This is a genomic window from Pseudomonas sp. ENNP23 (genome assembly GCF_001728945.1).
In the GTDB taxonomy this organism is placed as follows: domain Bacteria; phylum Pseudomonadota; class Gammaproteobacteria; order Pseudomonadales; family Pseudomonadaceae; genus Metapseudomonas; species Metapseudomonas otitidis.
In genome coordinates this window covers 73,851-91,860 of the sequence record NZ_LYSP01000016.1, presented here as the reverse complement: position 1 = coordinate 91,860, position 18,010 = coordinate 73,851, and the positions used below count along the sequence as shown (strand labels likewise).

The 18,010-nt window shown below is 68.2% G+C and carries 20 protein-coding genes; 13 read left to right on the top strand and 7 right to left on the bottom strand.

The genetic code is table 11. The annotated features are described in order from the left end of the window. Positions 1-4 precede the first annotated feature (4 nt). The 4 genes from A9G05_RS11565 to A9G05_RS11550 all read left to right on the top strand — a co-directional run bounded on the left by A9G05_RS11565 (position 5) and on the right by A9G05_RS11550 (position 3,595). A complete protein-coding gene (locus A9G05_RS11565; protein WP_069561111.1) occupies positions 5-1,351 on the top strand; it encodes an HlyD family type I secretion periplasmic adaptor subunit in 1,347 nt (448 codons plus the stop codon). Between the two features lie 115 nt (positions 1,352-1,466). Continuing rightward, positions 1,467-1,904 carry a nucleoside deaminase gene (locus A9G05_RS11560; protein WP_069561110.1) on the top strand — a complete coding sequence of 146 codons (438 nt, stop codon included), beginning with the start codon at positions 1,467-1,469 and terminating at the stop codon, positions 1,902-1,904. A 39-nt stretch (positions 1,905-1,943) separates the two neighbouring features. Further along, positions 1,944-3,362: a hypothetical protein gene (locus tag A9G05_RS11555; protein ID WP_069561109.1), complete on the top strand. Its 1,419-nt coding sequence runs from the start codon at positions 1,944-1,946 to the stop codon at positions 3,360-3,362. 2 nt (positions 3,363-3,364) lie between these two features. Continuing rightward, positions 3,365-3,595 (top strand): hypothetical protein, encoded by a 231-nt coding sequence (locus tag A9G05_RS11550; protein ID WP_069561108.1) that lies wholly within the window; start codon positions 3,365-3,367, stop codon positions 3,593-3,595. A 37-nt stretch (positions 3,596-3,632) separates the two neighbouring features. On the opposite strand, the gene A9G05_RS11545 is transcribed toward A9G05_RS11550, so the two are convergent. Further along, positions 3,633-4,346, bottom strand: a complete 714-nt coding sequence (locus A9G05_RS11545) for a PH domain-containing protein (protein WP_069561107.1) — start codon at positions 4,344-4,346, stop codon at positions 3,633-3,635. Between the two features lie 297 nt (positions 4,347-4,643). Between A9G05_RS11545 and A9G05_RS11540 the strand changes: the two genes are divergently transcribed. Together A9G05_RS11540 and A9G05_RS11535 are read left to right on the top strand one after the other, a co-directional pair. Further along, on the top strand, positions 4,644-5,507 hold the full coding sequence (locus A9G05_RS11540) for an RNA ligase family protein (protein WP_069561106.1): 864 nt from the start codon (positions 4,644-4,646) through the stop codon (positions 5,505-5,507). A 5-nt stretch (positions 5,508-5,512) separates the two neighbouring features. Next, positions 5,513-6,655: an AAA family ATPase gene (locus A9G05_RS11535; protein WP_069561105.1), complete on the top strand. Its 1,143-nt coding sequence runs from the start codon at positions 5,513-5,515 to the stop codon at positions 6,653-6,655. On the opposite strand, the gene A9G05_RS11530 is transcribed toward A9G05_RS11535, so the two are convergent. Both A9G05_RS11530 and A9G05_RS11525 read right to left on the bottom strand, forming a co-directional pair. Then, entirely contained in the window at positions 6,643-7,101 is a 459-nt protein-coding gene (locus A9G05_RS11530; RefSeq protein WP_083265594.1) for an SRPBCC domain-containing protein, read from the bottom strand. The two genes, A9G05_RS11535 and A9G05_RS11530, sit on opposite strands and share 13 nt — an antisense overlap. A 24-nt stretch (positions 7,102-7,125) precedes the next feature. After that, positions 7,126-8,043, bottom strand: coding sequence for a LysR family transcriptional regulator (locus A9G05_RS11525; protein WP_069561104.1), 918 nt, complete (start codon positions 8,041-8,043; stop codon positions 7,126-7,128). A gap of 166 nt (positions 8,044-8,209) precedes the next feature. On the opposite strand from A9G05_RS11525, the gene A9G05_RS11520 reads away from it, so the two are divergent. From A9G05_RS11520 to A9G05_RS11505, 4 genes are all read left to right on the top strand, one after another. After that, on the top strand, positions 8,210-9,235 hold the full coding sequence (locus tag A9G05_RS11520; RefSeq protein ID WP_069561103.1) for a zinc-dependent alcohol dehydrogenase family protein: 1,026 nt from the start codon (positions 8,210-8,212) through the stop codon (positions 9,233-9,235). A 220-nt stretch (positions 9,236-9,455) separates the two neighbouring features. Beyond that, positions 9,456-10,382 (top strand): AraC family transcriptional regulator, encoded by a 927-nt coding sequence (locus tag A9G05_RS11515; protein WP_083265593.1) that lies wholly within the window; start codon positions 9,456-9,458, stop codon positions 10,380-10,382. Between the two features lie 122 nt (positions 10,383-10,504). Then, complete coding sequence (locus A9G05_RS11510; protein WP_069561102.1) at positions 10,505-10,963, top strand: (2Fe-2S)-binding protein; 459 nt, start codon at positions 10,505-10,507, stop codon at positions 10,961-10,963. Between the two features lie 11 nt (positions 10,964-10,974). After that, positions 10,975-13,209 (top strand): xanthine dehydrogenase family protein molybdopterin-binding subunit, encoded by a 2,235-nt coding sequence (locus A9G05_RS11505; protein WP_069561101.1) that lies wholly within the window; start codon positions 10,975-10,977, stop codon positions 13,207-13,209. Positions 13,210-13,230: 21 nt separating this feature from the next. On the opposite strand, the gene ptrC is transcribed toward A9G05_RS11505, so the two are convergent. Then, positions 13,231-13,422 (bottom strand): type III secretion system co-regulatory protein PtrC, encoded by a 192-nt coding sequence (gene ptrC, locus A9G05_RS11500; RefSeq protein ID WP_069561100.1) that lies wholly within the window; start codon positions 13,420-13,422, stop codon positions 13,231-13,233. Positions 13,423-13,541: 119 nt separating this feature from the next. Next, positions 13,542-13,772, bottom strand: a complete 231-nt coding sequence (locus A9G05_RS11495) for a DUF2789 domain-containing protein (RefSeq protein ID WP_069561099.1) — start codon at positions 13,770-13,772, stop codon at positions 13,542-13,544. A 170-nt stretch (positions 13,773-13,942) separates the two neighbouring features. Between A9G05_RS11495 and A9G05_RS11490 the strand changes: the two genes are divergently transcribed. Continuing rightward, positions 13,943-14,521: a hypothetical protein gene (locus A9G05_RS11490; RefSeq protein WP_083272548.1), complete on the top strand. Its 579-nt coding sequence runs from the start codon at positions 13,943-13,945 to the stop codon at positions 14,519-14,521. A gap of 19 nt (positions 14,522-14,540) precedes the next feature. On the opposite strand, the gene A9G05_RS11485 is transcribed toward A9G05_RS11490, so the two are convergent. Both A9G05_RS11485 and A9G05_RS11480 read right to left on the bottom strand, forming a co-directional pair. Further along, positions 14,541-14,843, bottom strand: a complete 303-nt coding sequence (locus tag A9G05_RS11485; RefSeq protein WP_069561098.1) for a putative quinol monooxygenase — start codon at positions 14,841-14,843, stop codon at positions 14,541-14,543. A gap of 44 nt (positions 14,844-14,887) precedes the next feature. Beyond that, a complete protein-coding gene (locus A9G05_RS11480) occupies positions 14,888-15,565 on the bottom strand; it encodes a type 1 glutamine amidotransferase domain-containing protein (RefSeq protein WP_069561097.1) in 678 nt (225 codons plus the stop codon). A 104-nt stretch (positions 15,566-15,669) separates the two neighbouring features. Between A9G05_RS11480 and A9G05_RS11475 the strand changes: the two genes are divergently transcribed. After that, positions 15,670-16,593, top strand: a complete 924-nt coding sequence (locus A9G05_RS11475) for a LysR family transcriptional regulator (protein WP_069561096.1) — start codon at positions 15,670-15,672, stop codon at positions 16,591-16,593. A gap of 181 nt (positions 16,594-16,774) precedes the next feature. Further along, positions 16,775-18,010, top strand: coding sequence for an SfnB family sulfur acquisition oxidoreductase (locus A9G05_RS11470; RefSeq protein WP_069561095.1), 1,236 nt, complete (start codon positions 16,775-16,777; stop codon positions 18,008-18,010).

Below are 18,010 nucleotides of genomic sequence, written 5' to 3'. Positions count from 1 at the left end.
GTCGATGGGCGAAGGCCTGCTTGGCTACTTCAAGGGTCAGGAGAGCCTGGCCGACCAGCCATTGCCGGAAGTCAGCAAGGCCCTGGTGGAGGACGCGCCCCGGGTGGTGCGCCTGACCATCTGGACGCTGATCGGCTTCACCCTGTTCCTTGGCCTGTGGGCGCATTTCGCCGAGATCGACGAGGTGACCCGGGGTGAAGGCAAGGCGATCCCGTCGTCCAAGCTGCAGAAGATCTCCAACCTCGAGGGCGGCATCATCTCCGAGCTGTTCGTCCACGAAGGCCAGGTGGTGGAGGTGGGTGACCCGCTGCTGCGCCTGGATGCCACGCGCTTCCAGTCCAACGTCGGCGAGACGGAGGCCGACCGCGTGGCCATGGCCCTGCGCGTCGAGCGCCTGAGCGCCGAGGTGGACGACCGCGAGCTGGTCATCCCCGATGAGCTGCGGCAGAAGGCCCCTGGCCAGGCCGAGAGCGAAGAGGCGTTGTTCCGCAGCCGCCGGCAGCAGCTCAAGAACGAGGTGGCCGGGCTGGAGCAGCAACTGGTGCAGAAGCAGCAGGAGCAGCGCGAGTTCGTCTCCAAGCAGGGCCAGTACCGCAACAGTCTGCAGTTGTTGCGCCAGGAGATCGCCATCTCCGAGCCGCTGGTGGCGGAAGGGGCCATCTCCAAGGTGGAGGTCCTGCGCCTGAAACGCTCCGAAGTGGAAGTGCGCGGCCAGTTGGAGGCCACCAACCTGGCCATTCCCCGGGCCGAATCGGCCATCAAGGAAGTCGAGCAGAAGATCGCCGAGACCCGCTCGCGCTTCCGCAGCGAGGCGCTCACCCAGCTCAACGAGGCGCGCACCGACCTGAACAAGGCCAAGGCCACCGGCAAGGCGCTGGAGGACCGGGTCAACCGCACCCTGGTCACATCGCCCGTGCGCGGCATCGTCAAGCAGCTGCTGGTGAATACCATCGGCGGGGTGATCCAGCCGGGCAGCGACCTGGTGGAGATCGTGCCGCTGGACGACACCCTGCTGGTGGAGGCACGCATCCGGCCCCAGGACATCGCCTTCCTCCACCCCGGACAGAAGGCCATGGTGAAGTTCACCGCCTACGACTACACCATCTACGGCGGGCTGCAGGCCGATCTGGAGCAGATCGGGGCGGACACCATCACCGACGAGGACGGCAACAGCTTCTATCTGATCAAGCTGCGCACCCGCAAGAGCCACCTGGGCAGCGACGAGAAACCGTTGCTGATCATCCCCGGCATGGTCGCTTCGGTGGACATCATGACCGGCAAGAAGAGCATCCTCAGCTACCTGCTCAAGCCGATCATCCGTGCCCGCGCCGAGGCTTTGCGCGAGCGCTGATTCACAGCTCGGGCAGGCGAGGGTGGACAGCTCGCCGTTCGTCACCTAGGGTCTGCGCGGCCGGCGACCGCGCAGGCCGAGAGACCCAGTTTCCACCGCGTACGCAGGAGCGCTCATGGACGAATTCATGCAGGACGCCATCGACGAAGCCCGCCAGGGGCTCGCCGAAGGGGGCATCCCGATCGGTTCGGTGATCGTGCACCGCGGCCGCATCATCGGCCGTGGCCACAACCGCCGTGTGCAACAGGGCAGCGCCATCCGCCACGGCGAGATGGACGCCTTCGAGAACGCCGGCCGGCAGAGCGCCAGTATTTACCGCGAGTGCGTGCTGTACACCACGCTGTCGCCGTGTGCCATGTGCAGTGGCGCCATCCTTCTTTACGGCATTCCCAAGGTGATCGTCGGCGAAAACCACACCTTCCTCGGTGAAGAGGCGCTGTTGCGCTCGCGCGGGGTCGAGGTCGAGGTGCTGCAGGACGCCACCTGTATCCAGTTGATGGAAGACTTCATCGCCGCCCGCCCTGAACTCTGGAACGAGGACATCGGCGAATAGGCGAGCGGATCGCCTGCCCGCGCGTTCACGGACGACCCCATGCACACTCCACCACCCACCTTCGGGGCGGCTGCTCCTGAGCCCTTCCTGCGCCGCAACTGGCCGGCGTTGCGCCGTGCCTGCTATGTCTTCGGGGTGCTGGCGGCCCTGCCGTTCGCCCTGCTGTGCCTGCTGATACCGGGCGGGTCGAGCGTCGGACTGCTGCTGACCACCGGCGCCTGGCTGGGCATGGCCGGCCTGGTGTGGACGCTGTTCATCGAGCCCGAGGAGGCGGGCGGGCTGGCCAACCTGTTCGCTTTCTGCCTGCTGCTGGCCGGTGAGCTGGCCTTCCTGCCGCTCTCCATGGGGCTCCTTCTCGGGGCCATGCCGGCCGGGCTGTCGGCCTTGCTCGTATGGCCGCCCCTGGTGGGGCTGCACTACATGGTGCGTATCCTGCTGGCCATGCGCGAGAGCGGCGACGTGTTCGCCCTGCGCCTGCTGGCGGGCCTGGGTGTGGTCATTGCCGTCGGTGTGCCGTTGTACTGGGTAACCCGCGACCAGCCGGCTGCCCAGGTCATTTCCGCCACCCGCCCGGCAGCGGAGATCACGCTGCTGCGGGAGGGCCCGGCTCGCTTCGCCGAGGTCACGGTTGCCCCGCTGCTGGCCGCCGGGTATCGCACCGTGCACGCGGACGGCCGTACCTACCAGGCCCTGCCACGGGGCGCGAGGCGCTCCGTGCCCTGGGCCGGTGAGCCCTCGCGCTATGTGGTCACTGAGCGTGTCAGCCTCATTGCGGATTCCGAACCAGCCGCCTGGCGCAGCGATGTGGAGGTGCTCGATCAGGCCGAGGACCTGCGCCTGGGCAATCGCCAGGCCTGGGTCGGCGACGGCCGGCCGGTGATCGGCCAGGCGCCCGACGGGTACCCCGAGTTGCGGAATGCGCCTGCCGCCAGCTTCCTGCAGAAGGTGCTGGTTCCGCCGCCGCGCATCAATCTCCCCTGGGGCTACCCGGAGACACCGTTGAACCTGCATGAACTGCAGCCCGCCACCCTGGTGGACCCGGCTCTGTTCGCCGGGCGCCCGGCCGGCTGTGGTGCCGTCAGCGTGCGCCCCAGCCCGGCCGGCTACAACAACGAGCTGGCGGGCCAGGGCTGGTGGTATCAGCCCGACGCCGCCATACGCCAGGTGGCCTGCCTTGGCGACAGTTACCTGCTGCTCAGCGGCTGGCACCTGGGCGTTATCTCCCTCGATCACGTCGACCGTTACGGCCAACTGCTGGGTCAGTACCGCCTGGACCTGAAGGCCACCGACGGCAGCCGCGAGGCGGGCCAGGTGGCGCTGCTCTCGGCGGACAGCCGAGGCGGGCGGCTCTACCTGCACTTCGGCACGCTGAGCTGGGAACACCTGAACGCGCGGGCCACCCGCTACGACCGTGAACTGGCCGTGGACTTCGCCCTCGGCAGTCGCCCCGTCTACTAGTCATGGACAGCTTCCTGGGCGTGGTCGGCCGCCTGCTGGGCGAACTGGTGGCGGAGGTGCTGCTGCGCTGGGTGCTGTTCAGCGTCGGTCGCGTCGTCCTGCGCCTGGGCACCCTGGGGCGCTACCCCAGGGGCCACTGGTTGGACGATGGCTGGGAGAGCGCGCTGGTCTGCGCGGTCGGTCTGTGTGTGCTGATCGGCGCACTGGTGTGCGTATTCAAAGTGATCGGGTGATGGCTCGGCGGCCAGTGCGGCCGCCGCAAGAAAGGGGTCATAGGTCGCTGAGGATCTTCATTTTCAGGCTCTGGTACTCGGCCTTCGAGAGCTTGCCCGACTCGAACTGCTGCTTGGCATCGGCCATGGCCTTGGCCAGCTTGTCGGCGCTGGCGAAGGCGGTTTGCGGGTTGACCAGCTTGGACAGCCCCTGGAGGGCGCCGATGTCGCCCGTCACTTCGGCGTTGAAGATCGGGGTCGTGGTGCTGTCGCTGTCGCCGCTGTAGGAGACGCTGGAGCTCGACTGCGTGGTGCGCTTGCTGGCGCCCGGCGCGGACGGGTCGAAGAGGGTGTCGAAGCGGGTGAAGCCGAGCCCGCGCTCTTCCATGCCGCGGATGCGGTTCCTCTCGCGCCACTCCTGTTCCTGCTGCTGGCAGTACACGTACAGGGCCCGCGCGCTGACCACTTCCAGGCCGTTGATGCGGATCAGCAGGCCGTTGTAGAGGCGCAACCGCAGTTCGGCGCCGAACAGGTCCTGCAGCAGGTTCTCGTCGATGGCGGCGTCCTGCAGGTCCTGCCAGCGGATGTCGTGCATGCGGTAACCGCCGATCAGCCGGCGGCGGAAGATGATCAGCCGCATGTTGGTGGCGACCACCACCTCGCGGCGGTGCTTCAGTGCGTGAAGGCGCAGCTGGTGCGAACTCTGGAGGATGGTCTCGTCCCCCAGCAGCAGGGACTTGATGGTGGTGAGCGCCGCTTCGATCCGATCCATGGAGGCTTTCCGGAGTGTGAAAAAGGACCGCAGAGTGCCATCGGGCTCGGCTCCGGGCAACCCGGTGTGCGGTGCATCACGCTCACGGCCTTGACAGGCCGGGTGGCGTGGCGGTCCAATGCGCGCCTTTCCGATCCACCCCCTTCCCTCAAGTGGTGAAGCCAATGCCCCGCGCCAGCCAACTCGCCTGACACCGACGACGGTTCGACAAGCCTTGTTGCTGGCCGTGCATTCGCACGCTCACTGATCCCGCTGCATCACGTCGTCGGTTTTCCCTGTTTCAAGAAGGAGAAGACCATGACGGACCACGTCCGCGTTTCGACGCTCAACCTCGACTTGTTCAAGTACCCGCGCACGCCTCACCTGGAGTCGTCGCGGCTGCAGCTCGGCGACAGCGATGCCGACCAGCTCGCCTACCGTGACCTGGCCGGCTGCCACCTGGTGGTGGAGGAAAAACTCGACGGCGCCAACGCCGCCATCAGCTTCTCGCCCGGCGGCGAGCTGTTGCTGCAATCCCGTGGGCATTACCTGATCGGCGGCAGCCGCGAGCGCCAGTTCGGCCAGTTCAAGCAATGGGCCTGCGCCCACGAAGCCTGGCTGCTGGAGCGCCTGGAAGACCGCTACGTGATGTTCGGCGAGGTGTGCAGCAAGCTGCATTCGGTGTTCTACGACCGGCTGCCGCACCTGTTCCTCGAGTTCGACATCTGGGACCGCACCGAGCAGGCCTTCCTGTCCACCCGTGCGCGGCATGCGCTGCTGGCGGGCGGCCCGGTGCTGTCGGTGCCGGTGCTCCATGAGGGCCCGCCGCCACCCCGGCTGGACGACCTGCTGCGGCTGGTCGGCCCCTCTCTGGCGCGTTCGCCCGACTGGCGCGCCAGCTTCGAGCGCACCGTACGGCGCGAAGGGCTGGACCTGGCCCGGGCGCTGGCCAACGGCGACCACTCCGAGCACATGGAGGGGCTGTACCTGAAGATCGAGGACGCCCGACACACCCTGGGCCGCGCCAAGTGGGTCCGCCCGGACTTCGTCCAGGCGATCCTCGACAGCGGCCTGCACCATTCACGGCAGCCGTACATTCCCAACCTGCTGGCGCCGGGCGTTGACCTCTACGCCCCGCAGCCGGTGGTGACCTGGGTCAGCCTGGCTGCCCAAGGAGACTGAAGACCATGGACATGGCAACCCTCAGGGCCCTGGTGCCCAACCCCGGCCAGGCGGCGGACTTCGCCGCCTGCCTGGCGGCCATCCCGTCCCTCGGGCGGCTGGCCGATACCCCGCAGGACCCGCTCTACCACGCCGAGGGCGACGTCTGGGTCCATACCCGGATGGTGGTGGACGCGCTGCTGCACCAGTCGGCCTATGCCGCCGCCGATACGGATGCGCGCTTCGTGCTGTTCTTCGCTGCGCTGCTGCACGACATCGCCAAGCCGGACACCACGGTGGTCGACGAAAGCACCGGACGCATCGGCCAGCCGGGCCATTCCCGGCGCGGTGCCATCGATGCGCGCATCCTGCTGTGGCGCGCCGGCGTGCCGTTCGAGCTGCGCGAGCGCATCTGCCGGATCATTGCCGTGCACCAGTTGCCGTTCTTCGCCCTCAGCAGCGACCGCAGCGGGCGCCCGGTGGAGTTCACCCTGCACCGGCTGTCCTGGGAGCTGCCGCTGTGGATGCTCTGCGCAGTGGCGCGGGCGGACATGCTGGGGCGTGGCTTCGACGGCAAGCAGGCGGTGCTGGACGAGATCGACCTGTTCGAACAACTGGCGGAGGAGGAGGGCTGCCTGCACGCGCCCAGGAACTTCGTCGACGAGCACACCCGGGTGCAGTACTTCCGCGGTGCGCGCGTGTTGCCGGACTACCCGCTGCACCGGGCCGTGGAAGGCTCCGAAGTGGTGGTGCTGGCCGGCCTGCCGGCCAGCGGCAAGAACACCTGGCAGGCGCACCACCGACCCGACCTGCCGGTGGTGTCCTTCGACGACGCCCGCGAGGCGCTGGGCCTGCGCCACGGCCAGAACGAAGGGGCCGCTGCGCACTACGCCATCGACCAGGCACGGGCGCTGCTGCGGGCGCGGCGGCCTTTCGTGTGGAATGCCACGCACCTGTCGGCACAGATGCGCAAGAAGACCCTGGACCTGCTCTACGCCTATGACGCGCGGGTGGAGCTGGTCTACCTGGAGCAGCCGGAGGCGGAGATTCTACGGCGCAACCGCCAGCGCGACAGCAGCCTGCGCAACCAGGACATCGCGCGGATGCTGTTCAAGTGGGAGGTGCCGGTGCCCAGCGAGGCGAACCGGGTGGTCTATCAGGTGGTGTGAGGTTTCACCGATTCCAGTGCCGCCGCCAGGTGCGCCAGCATGGCCTCCCAGCCGGCGCGGGCGTTGTCGGCCTGTTCGCTCCAGCGGGTGTCCAGGTGATGGGTCAGTTGCAGCTCGCAGCCGTCGTCCAGGGCGCTGATGTCCACGTCGACGCGGTCGCGCTCGGTGCTGTCCCGGCCGATGCCGAAGGTGAAGGACAGCCGCTGGGGGCGGACCAGTTCGAGGTATTCGCCGACGTGCTCGACCTTCTCGCCGTTACGCAGCTCCACCATCAGCAGGTGGCCGCCCGGGCGGGGATCGAGGTCGACGATGCGCATCTCGCCCCCCGGTGTGGCGAACAGGAAGCGGCAGGCCAGGGCCGGGTTCAGCCAGGCGCTGTAGACCGCGTCGGCCGACTGTGCAAAGCGTCGGTGGGTGTGGAGGGCGAGGGTCGGGGTATCCAGCATGGCGGTTTCCTTGCGGTGCGCAGTTCAGGTCAGGCTGTCGGGGTCGCCGCAGTACATCTGAATGCGTGAACGCAGCCAGCGTTCCGCCGGGTCGTTGTCCTGGGCGCCGCGCCAGGCCATGGACAGCTCGAAGGTGCGGGTGCCGTAGGGCGGGTCCTCCACCCGCAGGCCGCCGGCTGCGGTGAGCACGGCGGCGGTGTAGTCCGGCACCACGGCGACCATGTCGGTGCCAGCCAGCAGGGCCCCCAGGCCGTTGAACTGCGGCACTGCCAGCACTACCCGGCGACTGCGGCCGAGCTTGGCCAGCTCCTCGTCGACGAAGCCGCTGAGATCGCCCGCGTAGGACACCAGGGCGTGGGGGCGCGAGCAGTAATCCTCCAGGCTCAGCAGGCCGGGGACCGAGTCGGCCCGCAGCAGCTTGGAGCGGGCGCGGCGGATAGTCTTGCGCTTGGCGTTGGCCGGCAGTTCTTCCGTGTAGCTGACGCCCACGGAAATCTCCCCGGAGGCGAGCAGGTTGGACATCACCAGGTAGTTGGTGCGGCGCACCACCAGCACCACGCCCGGGGCCTCGGCGCGCAGGCGGTGGAGCAGGGCGGGGAGCAGGCCGAACTCCACGTCGTCCGACAGGCCGATGCGGAACACCGCGTTGCTGGTGGCCGGGTCGAAATCGGCAGCGCGGCTGATGGCGGTGGAGATGGAGTCCAGCGCCGGGGTCAGCAGGGAGAAGATCTCCACCGCCCGCGCCGAGGGCTCCATGCTGCGCCCGGTGCGCACGAACAGCGGGTCGTCGAACAGCGACCGCAGGCGGGCCAGGGCCGCGCTGATGGCGGGCTGGCCGAGGAACAGCTTTTCCGCCGCGCGGGTCACGCTGCGCTCGTGCATGAGCGTCTCGAAGACGATCAGCAGGTTGAGGTCGACTTTGCGCAGGTCGTTCCTGTTCATGCATGGGCTTCCGGAAAAAGTGGGTGAAAAATGAGGCTCCGCGCAGGCGCCGTCAAGCGCCCGCATCATCACCGTTTATGACGACTATTGATCGCTACGGGTGGTTTTGTGGACAAAGCCCGGATAGAGTCCGTGGCCATGTAAAGAGTCACAGGCGAGGTGCGTGATGTCCCGCATGATCCGTTTCCATCAGTTCGGCGAGGCCGACGTGCTCAAGCTGGAAGAGCTCCCCACCCCGGTGCCCGGGCACGGCGAGGTTCTGGTGCGCACCCGTGCCATCGGCGTCAGCTGGAAAGACGTGCTCTGGCGTCAGAACCTGGCCTCCGAGTCGGCACGCCTGCCGTCGGGTGTCGGGTTCGAGATGGCCGGCGTGGTCGAGGCCGTGGGCGAGGGGGTCGATGACCTCGAGCCCGGCGTGGCCGTGGCCAGCTTTCCCGCCAGTACCCCCAACCGCTACCCCACCTGGGGCGACCGGATTCTTCTGCCGCGCAGCGCCCTGACGCGCTACCCGGACGACGTGCTCACCCCGATCGAGGCCGCGGTGCACTACACCCCCTTGCTGATGGGCTACTTCGCGCTGATGGACCTGGCCCGGCTCAAGCCCGGCCAGCGTGTGCTGGTCACCGAGGCCGGCCATTGCCTGGCGCCGCAGACCGTGCAACTGGCCAAGGCGCTGGGGGCGGTGGTCATCGCCTCCACCAGCTACCCCGAGAGTCGCCCGTTCCTCAAGGAACTGGGGGCCGACAAGATCATCGTCACCGAAGAGCAGGACCTGGTGCTGGAGGTCGAGCGCTTCACCGATGGCCAGGGTGTCGAGGTGATCCTCGACCAGTGTGCCGGCCCGCAGATGAAGCTGCTGGGGGATGTCGCCGCCCAGCGCGGCAAGCTGATCCTCTATGGTCTGAACGGTGGCAACGATGCGGCCTTTCCGGCCTGCGCGGCGTTCAAGAAGCACCTGCAGTTCTTCCGTCATTGCGTCATGGATTTCACCGGCGGTGATCCCGAGTCGGGCCTGGAGCGTGATGAGGCGGCCGTCCGCCGCGCCCTGGAGCACATCAACCAGCTCACCCGCGACCACCTGCTCAAACCGAGCATCGACCGGGTCTTCGAATTCGAGGACTTCATCGAAGCCAGCCGCTACATGGAAACCTGCCCGCCCGGCGGACGGGTGGCGATGCGCGTCGCTGACTGACCTGTTCCCTGCGACCTCTTCGATCCGGCGCCTCGTGCGCCGGATTGCGTTGTGGGTGGCGGTGGTTTCAGCCAGGACTGCAGTCTGCCGTCCCACCTCCTTGCCCGGGTAGTCGATTCCTGCCGGATTCTTGCACGATCCTGCCTGTTTCTCTTCGCGTGCGAGACGCCGGTTTTCCGCGCGGTTAGAGTCGGAAGCCTTGCCGGGAGAAGCCCCAACCATGAACTCATCCCTCTCCAACGCCGACCCTGTTTCCGCCGCGCCCCTCGGAGCTCAGGGCCGGTTCGCCCAGTTGATTGAACGATTCGCCAGGGAGGAGGGCGGCAGCGCCACGGCCATCCCCGGGCTCTGGCTGTTTCGTGCCAGCACCCCCAGCGAACCGCTGCATTGCCTCTACGAACCCGCCCTGGGCGTGGTGGTGCAGGGCAGCAAGCAGGCTCAGCTCAACGGCGAGTGTTACCGCTACGGCCCGTCCCAGTACCTGGTCGTCTCCCTCGACCTGCCGGTGATCGGCCAGGTGCTCGAAGCCACGCCCGAGGTGCCTTACCTCAGCATGCGCCTGGACCTGGAGCCCGCTGCCATCAGCGAGATGCTGCTGCAGATCACCGAGCCGCCGCCGCTGTCGGCGTCTGCCCGGGGCATCTCGGTGTGCAGCCTGGACGGTGGCCTGCAGGACGCGCTGATCCGTCTGGTGGGCCTGCTGGACACCCCGGCCGACATCCCCGTGCTGGCACCGCTGATCAAGCGCGAGATCGTCTACCGCCTGCTGATGGGCGAGCGCAGCGCGCAGTTGCGGCAGATCGCCTGCGCCGGCAGCAAGGCCCAGCGCATCGCCCGCGCGGTGGCATGGTTGAAGGCCCATTACCACCGGCCGCTGTCCATCGAGGCCCTGGCCAGCGAGGTGAACATGAGCAGTTCGGCGCTGCATCACCATTTCAAGGCAGTCACCGCCCTCAGTCCGCTGCAGTTCCAGAAACAGTTGCGCCTGCAGGAAGCGCGGCGGCTGATGCTCAGCGAAGCCCTGGACGCCGCCACCGCCGGCGGCCGCGTCGGCTACGAGAGCCCCTCGCAGTTCAGCCGCGAATACAGCCGGCTGTTCGGCGCGCCGCCCCAGCGCGATATCGCCCGCCTGCGGCAGAGCGCCTGAACCGGCCGCTGCTTCGTCGCCCTGAAACCGGGGCCGGCGGCGGCCTTCTAGTCTGAAGAAAACCAGCCAGGCCGCGTGCGGCCGATGACGACCAACCCGATCCCGAAAAGGTGGGCCAACCGATGATTACCCTCAACCTGAATGGCCAGGACACCGCGCTCGACGTAGCGCCCGACATGCCCTTGCTGTGGGCCCTGCGAGACGTGGCCGGCATGACCGGTACCAAATACGGCTGCGGCATGTCGCTGTGCGGCGCTTGCACCGTGCACGTCGACGGCCAGCCCACGCGCGCCTGCGTCACCCCCGTTTCCAGCGTGGTGGGGCGAAAGGTCACCACCATCGAAGCGGTGGCCGAGAACGACGTCGGCCGCGCCGTCCAGGCCGCCTGGCGCAAGCTCGACGTGGTGCAGTGCGGCTACTGCCAGTCCGGGCAGATCATGGCGGCCACCGCGCTACTCAGTGGCAACCCTAAGCCCAGCGATGCCGACATCGATGCCGCCATGAGCGGCAACATCTGCCGCTGCGCCACCTACGTGCGCATCCGCGCGGCCATTCACGAAGCTGCCGGGCAGCTGGCATGAGGAGCGACGCCATGAGCACCTTCGAGCAGGACGCAGCGCCGGAGACCGGCATCTTCAACGTCAGCCGCCGCACCTTCCTGCGCGGCAGTGGCGGGCTGGCCCTGGGGGTGCTGTTCTCGCCCCTGCTGGACGCCGCCGAACTGCTGGCCGGCAACGGCAGCTTCGAACCCAATGCGTTCGTGCGCATTGATAGCAGCGGCCAGGTGACGGTGATCGCCAAGCATGTGGAGATGGGGCAGGGCGCCTACACCGGCCTCGCCACCCTGGTGGCCGAGGAACTGGACGCGGACTGGAGCCGGGTCGTGGTGGAGGGCGCGCCTGCCGACGCCAAGCGCTACAACAACCTGGCGTTCGGACCGTTCCAGGGCACCGGCGGCAGCAGCTCCATCGCCAACGCCTACGAGCAGATGCGCAAGGCCGGTGCCACCGCCCGCGCCATGCTGGTGGCCGCCGCCGCACGGCAATGGCAGGTGCCGGCTGATTCCCTGCGCGTCGAGCAGGGCGTCATCAGCCATGCCGCCAGCGGTCGCAAGGCCGGCTTCGGCGAACTGGCCGAGGCCGCCGCCCGTGAAAGCGTACCGGCCAGCGTCCCCCTCAAGGCCCCGAAGGACTTCCGCCTCATCGGCCAGGCCGTGCCGCGCAAGGACAGCCCCGACAAGACCGACGGCCGCGCCGTGTTCACCCAGGATTTCAAGCTGCCCGGCATGCTGGTGGCCGTGGTGGCCTACCCGCCGCGCTTCGGTGCGGTGCCGGCCAAGGTCGACGCCACCCGCGCCAAGGCCGTGCCGGGCGTGGTGGAGGTGGTGGAATTCCGCGACCTGCCCCACGGCCGTGCCGGCGTCGCCGTGCTGGCGCACAACACCTGGGCTGCCCGCAGCGGCCGGGATGCCCTGACGGTGGAGTGGGACGAGCAGCGTGCCTTCACCCTTGGCAGCGAGGAAATCTTCGCCCGCTACCGTGACGCCGCCGCCCAGCCGGGCACCGTCGCCACCCGCCAAGGCGACGTGGAGCCGGTCCTCGCCAAGGCCCACCAGCGCATCGAGGCGGAGTTCGAATTCCCCTACCTGGCCCACTCGGCCATGGAGCCGATGAACTGCCTGGTGCGCCTCTCCGAGGGCGCCTGCGAACTGTGGAACGGCGAGCAGTGGCAGACCGGTGACCAGGCCTCGGTGGCACGCTTGCTCGGCATCGTCCCGGAGAAGGTCACCATCACCCAGCTCTATGCCGGTGGCAGCTTCGGCCGCCGTGCCAACCCGGTGTCGGACTACCCGCTGGAAGCCGTGGCCATCGCCAAGGCCGCCTGGGACAAGGGCGTGAAGGCACCGGTCAAGCTGGTCTGGACCCGTGAGGACGACACCCGTGGCGGCTACTACCGCCCGGCCTATCTGCACCGCGCGCGCCTTGCGCTGGATGCCGAAGGCCGGCTGACCGCCTGGCATCACCGCATCGTCGGGCAATCCATCATCAAGGGCACCGGCTTCGAAGCGGTGATGATCAAGGACGGCGTCGACCAGACCTCGGTGGAGGGCCTCGCCAACCTGTCCTACGCCATCCCCAATCTGCAGGTGGAGCTGAGCACCCCCAGCGACATCGGCGTCCCCGTGCAGTGGTGGCGCTCGGTGGGCCACACCCACACCGGTTTCGCCGCCGAAGTGCTGGTGGACGAAGCCGCCACCACCGCCGGCAAGGACCCGTATGCCTTCCGCCACGGGCTGCTGGAGAAGCACCCGCGTCACCGGGGCGTGCTGGAACTGGTCGCCGACAAGGCCGGCTGGTCCAAGCCGCTCAAACCGGGCGCGGAGGGCGAGAAGCGTGGCCGTGGAATTGCCGTGCACGAATCCTTCGGCAGCTACGTGGCCCAGGTGGCGGAGGTGACGGTCAAGGCTGATGGCAGCTTCCGGGTGGATCGGGTGGTCTGCGCAGTGGATTGCGGCCTGGCCATCAACCCGGACGTGATCAAGGCGCAGATGGAGGGCGGCATCGGCTTCGGACTGGCGGCTGCCCTGCACGGCGCCATCACCCTGAAGGAAGGGCGCGTGGAGCAATCCAACTTCCACGACTACCAGGTGCTGCGGATGAACGAGATGCCGGTGGTGGAGGTGCACATCCTGCCCTCCGCGGAGAAGCCCACCGGCGTCGGCGAGCCGGGGGTGCCGCCCCTGGCGCCGGCAGTGGCCAATGCGCTCTACGCCGCCACCGGCGTGCGCCTGCGCAAGCTGCCGTTCCCCACCCAGGTCAAGGCCTGACCCGACGGCGAGGTGGCCCTATCAGGCCGCCTCGCCGCGTATCAGTTGGCGCAATGCGCGACGCTCGGCGACGGGTGTGCTCACCTGGAGCATCTCGAAGGTGCCGTCCTCACGGCACAGCGCCACTTCGGTCTCGAAGTGCAGGCGGAACTCGTCCTGGGTCACGTGGGTGACCAGGTAGCTGTTGTCGCTGCAGGCATGGGGGAAGGACATGGCTCGATCCTCGTTTCAGCGTGGCAGGTGCCCGACCCGAGGCATGATGCCGCTGCGCTCCCAGGCGCAGAACTGAAAGGGGCTGATGGTCGCCATCAGCCCCATCGATGATCCCGGCGCTAGGCGCTGAGGCGCACGGCCAGCTCATCCACCTTCACTGCCCAGTCCGCATCCTGGCCGAGGGCGCTGCGCAGGAAGTCACGCTGGGCCTCGTTCCAGAACGGCGCTTCATGGATCTTCCGACCCTTCTCCAGGCGATGGCCCGCGATGAAGGCCTCGATGGCCGGCCGACTGGCGTCCAGCCCGAGTTGTTCGAACAGGGTGGCGAGGGTGTGGGGCGTGGTGTCCATGGTGGTCTCCTGTCGGGTCCGCTGGGTTGGACTCACGATCCGGCGCAACGGTTCGCCTGAAAACACAACGGCGCCATACCACTGGCGCACAGTGCGGAGGCTGGATGCTTCCGCCCGGCCTTGGCGGCAGGTATCTTCCGCACCTTCTGTTTTTTTCAGGACATTTGCCCATGACCCGCTTGCTGTCCCGCCTTGTTGCACTGTGTATCGGCCTGTTCGTGCTGCAGGCCGAGGCGCGGGTGGAGGTGGAGGCGGTGCAGCACCCGACCATCGGTCGCATGTTGGTGGCCAAGGTGTCGGAGGAGATTGCGCCGGGTGACTATGACGCGCTGATGAAGGGCGTGCTGAGCAACCCCGGCCACTTCGCACGCAAGGTGCTGATGCTGGACAGCATCGGCGGCAGTGTGCCCGAGGCGATTCGCATGGGGCGGCTGGTGCGCGAAACCGGCTTCGATACCCTGGTGCCGTCCACCGGCCTGTGCCAGGGAACCTGCGTCTATCTGCTGGCGGCCGGCCGCAACAAGGCCGTGCGCGGTTCGGTGGGGTTGCACCGGCCGTATTACGCCCACGGTGACGCCTCGCGGGATGCGGCGCTGTACCAGGGCGTGCGCTACAACGCCTCGGCCTATTTCCGCGAGATGGGCATTCCCGACAGCCTGCTGGACGATATGCAGCGCATCGACCCGCGCCAGATGCGGGTCCTCGAACCGAAGGACCTGGCGCGCTACCGGCTGATCAGCAGCAAATAAGGCGCGCCGGGTTGCCCGATCAACCCTTGGCGACGTTAACCGGTACGGCCTGCACCACCTGGGTGGGGGCGGCCATCCAGCCACCGGCCACGGCGGCTTCGCGGAAGGCCTGGTAGTGCGGGCTGGCGCGGTGGGCGTCGATGGCAGCCTGGTTGCGGTACAGCTCGTAGAGCTGCAGGCTGCCGTCATCCCCGGCGTAGAGGTCGTAGCGCAGGTTGCCGGGCTCGTTGCGGGTGCCTTGCACCAGGGCTTCCAGGGCCTGCAGGACGACCTCGCGGTGCTTCGGCAGGGGGCTCAGGGTGGCGAACAGGGCGATGCTCATGGCGTTTCCTCGAAAGGGGGAGGCGCGGTGCCTCCCCGATGGATTCACAGCAGTTTCAGCAGGGCGTCTGCTGTGGCATCGGACGAGGCCGGGTTCTGTCCGGTCACCAGCAGGCCGTCCACCGCCACATGGCTGTGCCAGTCGTCGGCACGGCTGTAGAGGCCGCCATGGTCGCGCAGCATGTCCTCGACCAGGAAGGGCACCACCTCGGTGAGCTGCACGGCGGCTTCTTCGCTGTTGCTGAAGCCGGTCACCTGTTTGCCACGCACCAGCGGCTGGCCGTCGGCCGCCTTCACATGGCGCAGCACGGCGGGCGCGTGGCACACCGCGGCCACCGGCTTGCCCTGGGCCAGGAAGGCTTCGATCAGGGCGATGGAGCGGGCGTCTTCGGCCAGGTCCCAGAGCGGGCCGTGGCCGCCGGGGTAGAACAGCGCGTCGTAGTCGTCGGCGCGCACGGTTTCCAGAGGCAGGGTGCTGGCCAGGGCCTGGCGGGCGGCCGGGTCGGCGGCGAAGCGGCGGGTGGCGTCGGTCTGGGCGCTCTCGTCGTGGCTCTTCGGGTCCAGCGGCGGCTGGCCGCCCTTGGGCGAGGCCAGGGTCAGGGCCATGCCGGCATCGAGAAAGTGGTAGTAGGGCGCGGCGAACTCTTCCAGCCAGAAGCCGGTGGCCAGGCCGGTGTCGCCGAGGCGGTCGTGGGAGGTGAGGACCATCAGGATCTTTTTCATGTGCAGTCTCCCGCCCGAGGGGGCGTCGTTTCAGGTTGGCGACCATCCTAGGAGAGGGCGTAGGATTCGAAAATTCGAAAGCTCTTATTGCTGGTATCCAAAAAATGAATATCGCCAACAAGGACCTGAACCTGCTGCTGGTCTTCCATGTGCTCTACCAGGAGCGCAACGCCTCGGTGGCGGCCGAGCGCATGGCCCTCAGCCAGCCTGCCCTGAGCCACAAGCTGAACAAGCTGCGCCACCAGTTGGGTGACCCGCTGTTCGTGCGCGCGCCGCGCGGGCTGACGCCGACGCCTCGGGCCCATGAGTTGGCACCGCGCATCCAGTGCCTGGTGGCGGAACTGGAGGCCTTCTACGAGCACAGCGACGGCCAGGACTTCCTCCAGCGCGCCGAGCGCATCCACCTCTACAGCACCGACTATATGGAGCAGACGCTGCTGCCCGAGCTGTTGCCGGTGCTGCGCCGCGAGGCACCCAACCTGGTGCTGGTGACCCACAACACCCGTGGCCTGCTCCCCCGCGAGGAGCTGGAGAAGGGCACCTGCGACCTGGCCATCGCCGGGTTCTACGCCGACCTGCCGGACACCTTCCACCAACAGCGCCTGCTCAGTGAGGACTTCGTGGTGCTGGCCTGGCGCGACAACCCGCACCTGGCCAAGGGGCTGGACCTCGACGCCTTCGTCGCCTGCGAACACCTGCTCACCACCCTCACCGGCGACCTGGCCGGGCGGGTCGACCAGGCCCTGGCCGCACTCGGTCGCCAGCGGCGGGTGGCGGCGGGTCTCTCCAGCTTCCTGGCGCCGCCCCGGCTGTTGCCCGGCACCGACCTGCTGCTGACCTGCCTGCGCTCGGTGGCCGAGGACGCGGTGGCCCGCGACCCGTCGTTGTGTCTGCATGCGCTGCCGGAGGCGCTGGCCCTGCCGAAGGTGGAGGTGATGCAGATCTGGCACCAGCGCACGGCCAGCGACCCGTTGCGGCGCTGGGTCCGCCAGCAGATCCAGGAGGCTGCCCGGCGCTTGCAGGGCTGAACTGTTGCTGGGGCAACAGATGTTCAGCAATTTGCCCTGCTGTGCAGATTCCAACAGGTGTTCGCGTTAAATAAATAACTGATTAATAAGGAATATTTTTCAGGCACGGGTTGTGCAATCGATCTCTTTGCAAGCGTAAGCGGCTACTCGCAACGCAACAGGAATGATCGAGAACGGACCCATGACCCACCCTTCCGAACCCAAGGACCCGCGTGACCAGGCGCCCCCGCTACTCCCGGCGGCGCTGATCGAGAACGACGCCCAGGCCCTGCACGCCGCCCACGAAGTGGCCAGGCAGGCCCGGGCTGGCGCCGCCCAGCGTGACCGCGACCGCCAGTTGCCCTGGCCCGAAGTGGAACTCTTCACCCGCCTGGGCCTGGGGGGCATTCGCATCCCCCGCGCCTATGGGGGGGCCGAGGTTTCCCATGTGACCCTCGCCGAGGTGTTCCGCATTCTCTGTGCCGCCGACCCGGCACTGGGGCAGATCCCGCAGAACCAGTTCGGCCTGCTCAGCGTGATCGAAAACGTCGGCAATGAAGCGCAGAAGCGCCAGGTGTTCGCCGGCATCCTCGCAGGGCGTCGCCTGGCCAATGCCGGACCCGAGCGCAATACCAAACACACCCTGGAGATCAAGGCGCGCATCACCCGGGGCGACGCCGGCCTGGAGCTGAGCGGCGAGAAGTTCTATTCCACCGGCGCGCTGTTCGCCCACTGGGTGGCGGTCAAGGCCCTGGATGACAGCGGCACCGGCGTGCTGGCCCTGGTGGAGCGGGGCGCACCGGGGCTCGCCATCGTCGACGACTGGTCCGGCTTCGGCCAGCGCACTACCGCCAGCGGCACCGTGCTGCTGGACCGCGTACCGGTGGCGGACGACCTGGTGTTCCACAACAGCCGCCTGGCCGAGGTGCCGAGCATCCAGGGCGCGCTGTCGCAGCTGATCCAGGCGGCCATCGACGCCGGCATCGCCGAGGCCGCCATCGAGGACGCCATCACCTTCATCCGCGAGCGCTCGCGGCCCTGGGTCGACGCCGGCGTCGAGCGTGCCAGCGAGGAGCTGTACACCATTGCCGAGATCGGCCGCCTGAAGACCGAGCTGAACGCCGCCAACGCGCTGCTGGAGCGCGCCGGCCAGGTGCTCGATGAAGTGGCCGCCGCGCCCATCGACGCCGTGGCCGCTGCTCGCGCCTCCATCGCCGTGGCCGAGGCCAAGGTGCTGACCACCGAGATCAGCCTGCTGGCCAGCGAGAAGCTCTTCGAGCTGGCTGGCAGCCGCGCCACCCTCGCCGAGTTCGGTCTCGACCGGCACTGGCGCAATGCCCGGGTGCACACCCTCCACGACCCGGTGCGCTGGAAGGTCCACGCCGTCGGCAACTACCACCTGAACGGCGCCTTTCCGGCCCGCCATTCCTGGATCTGA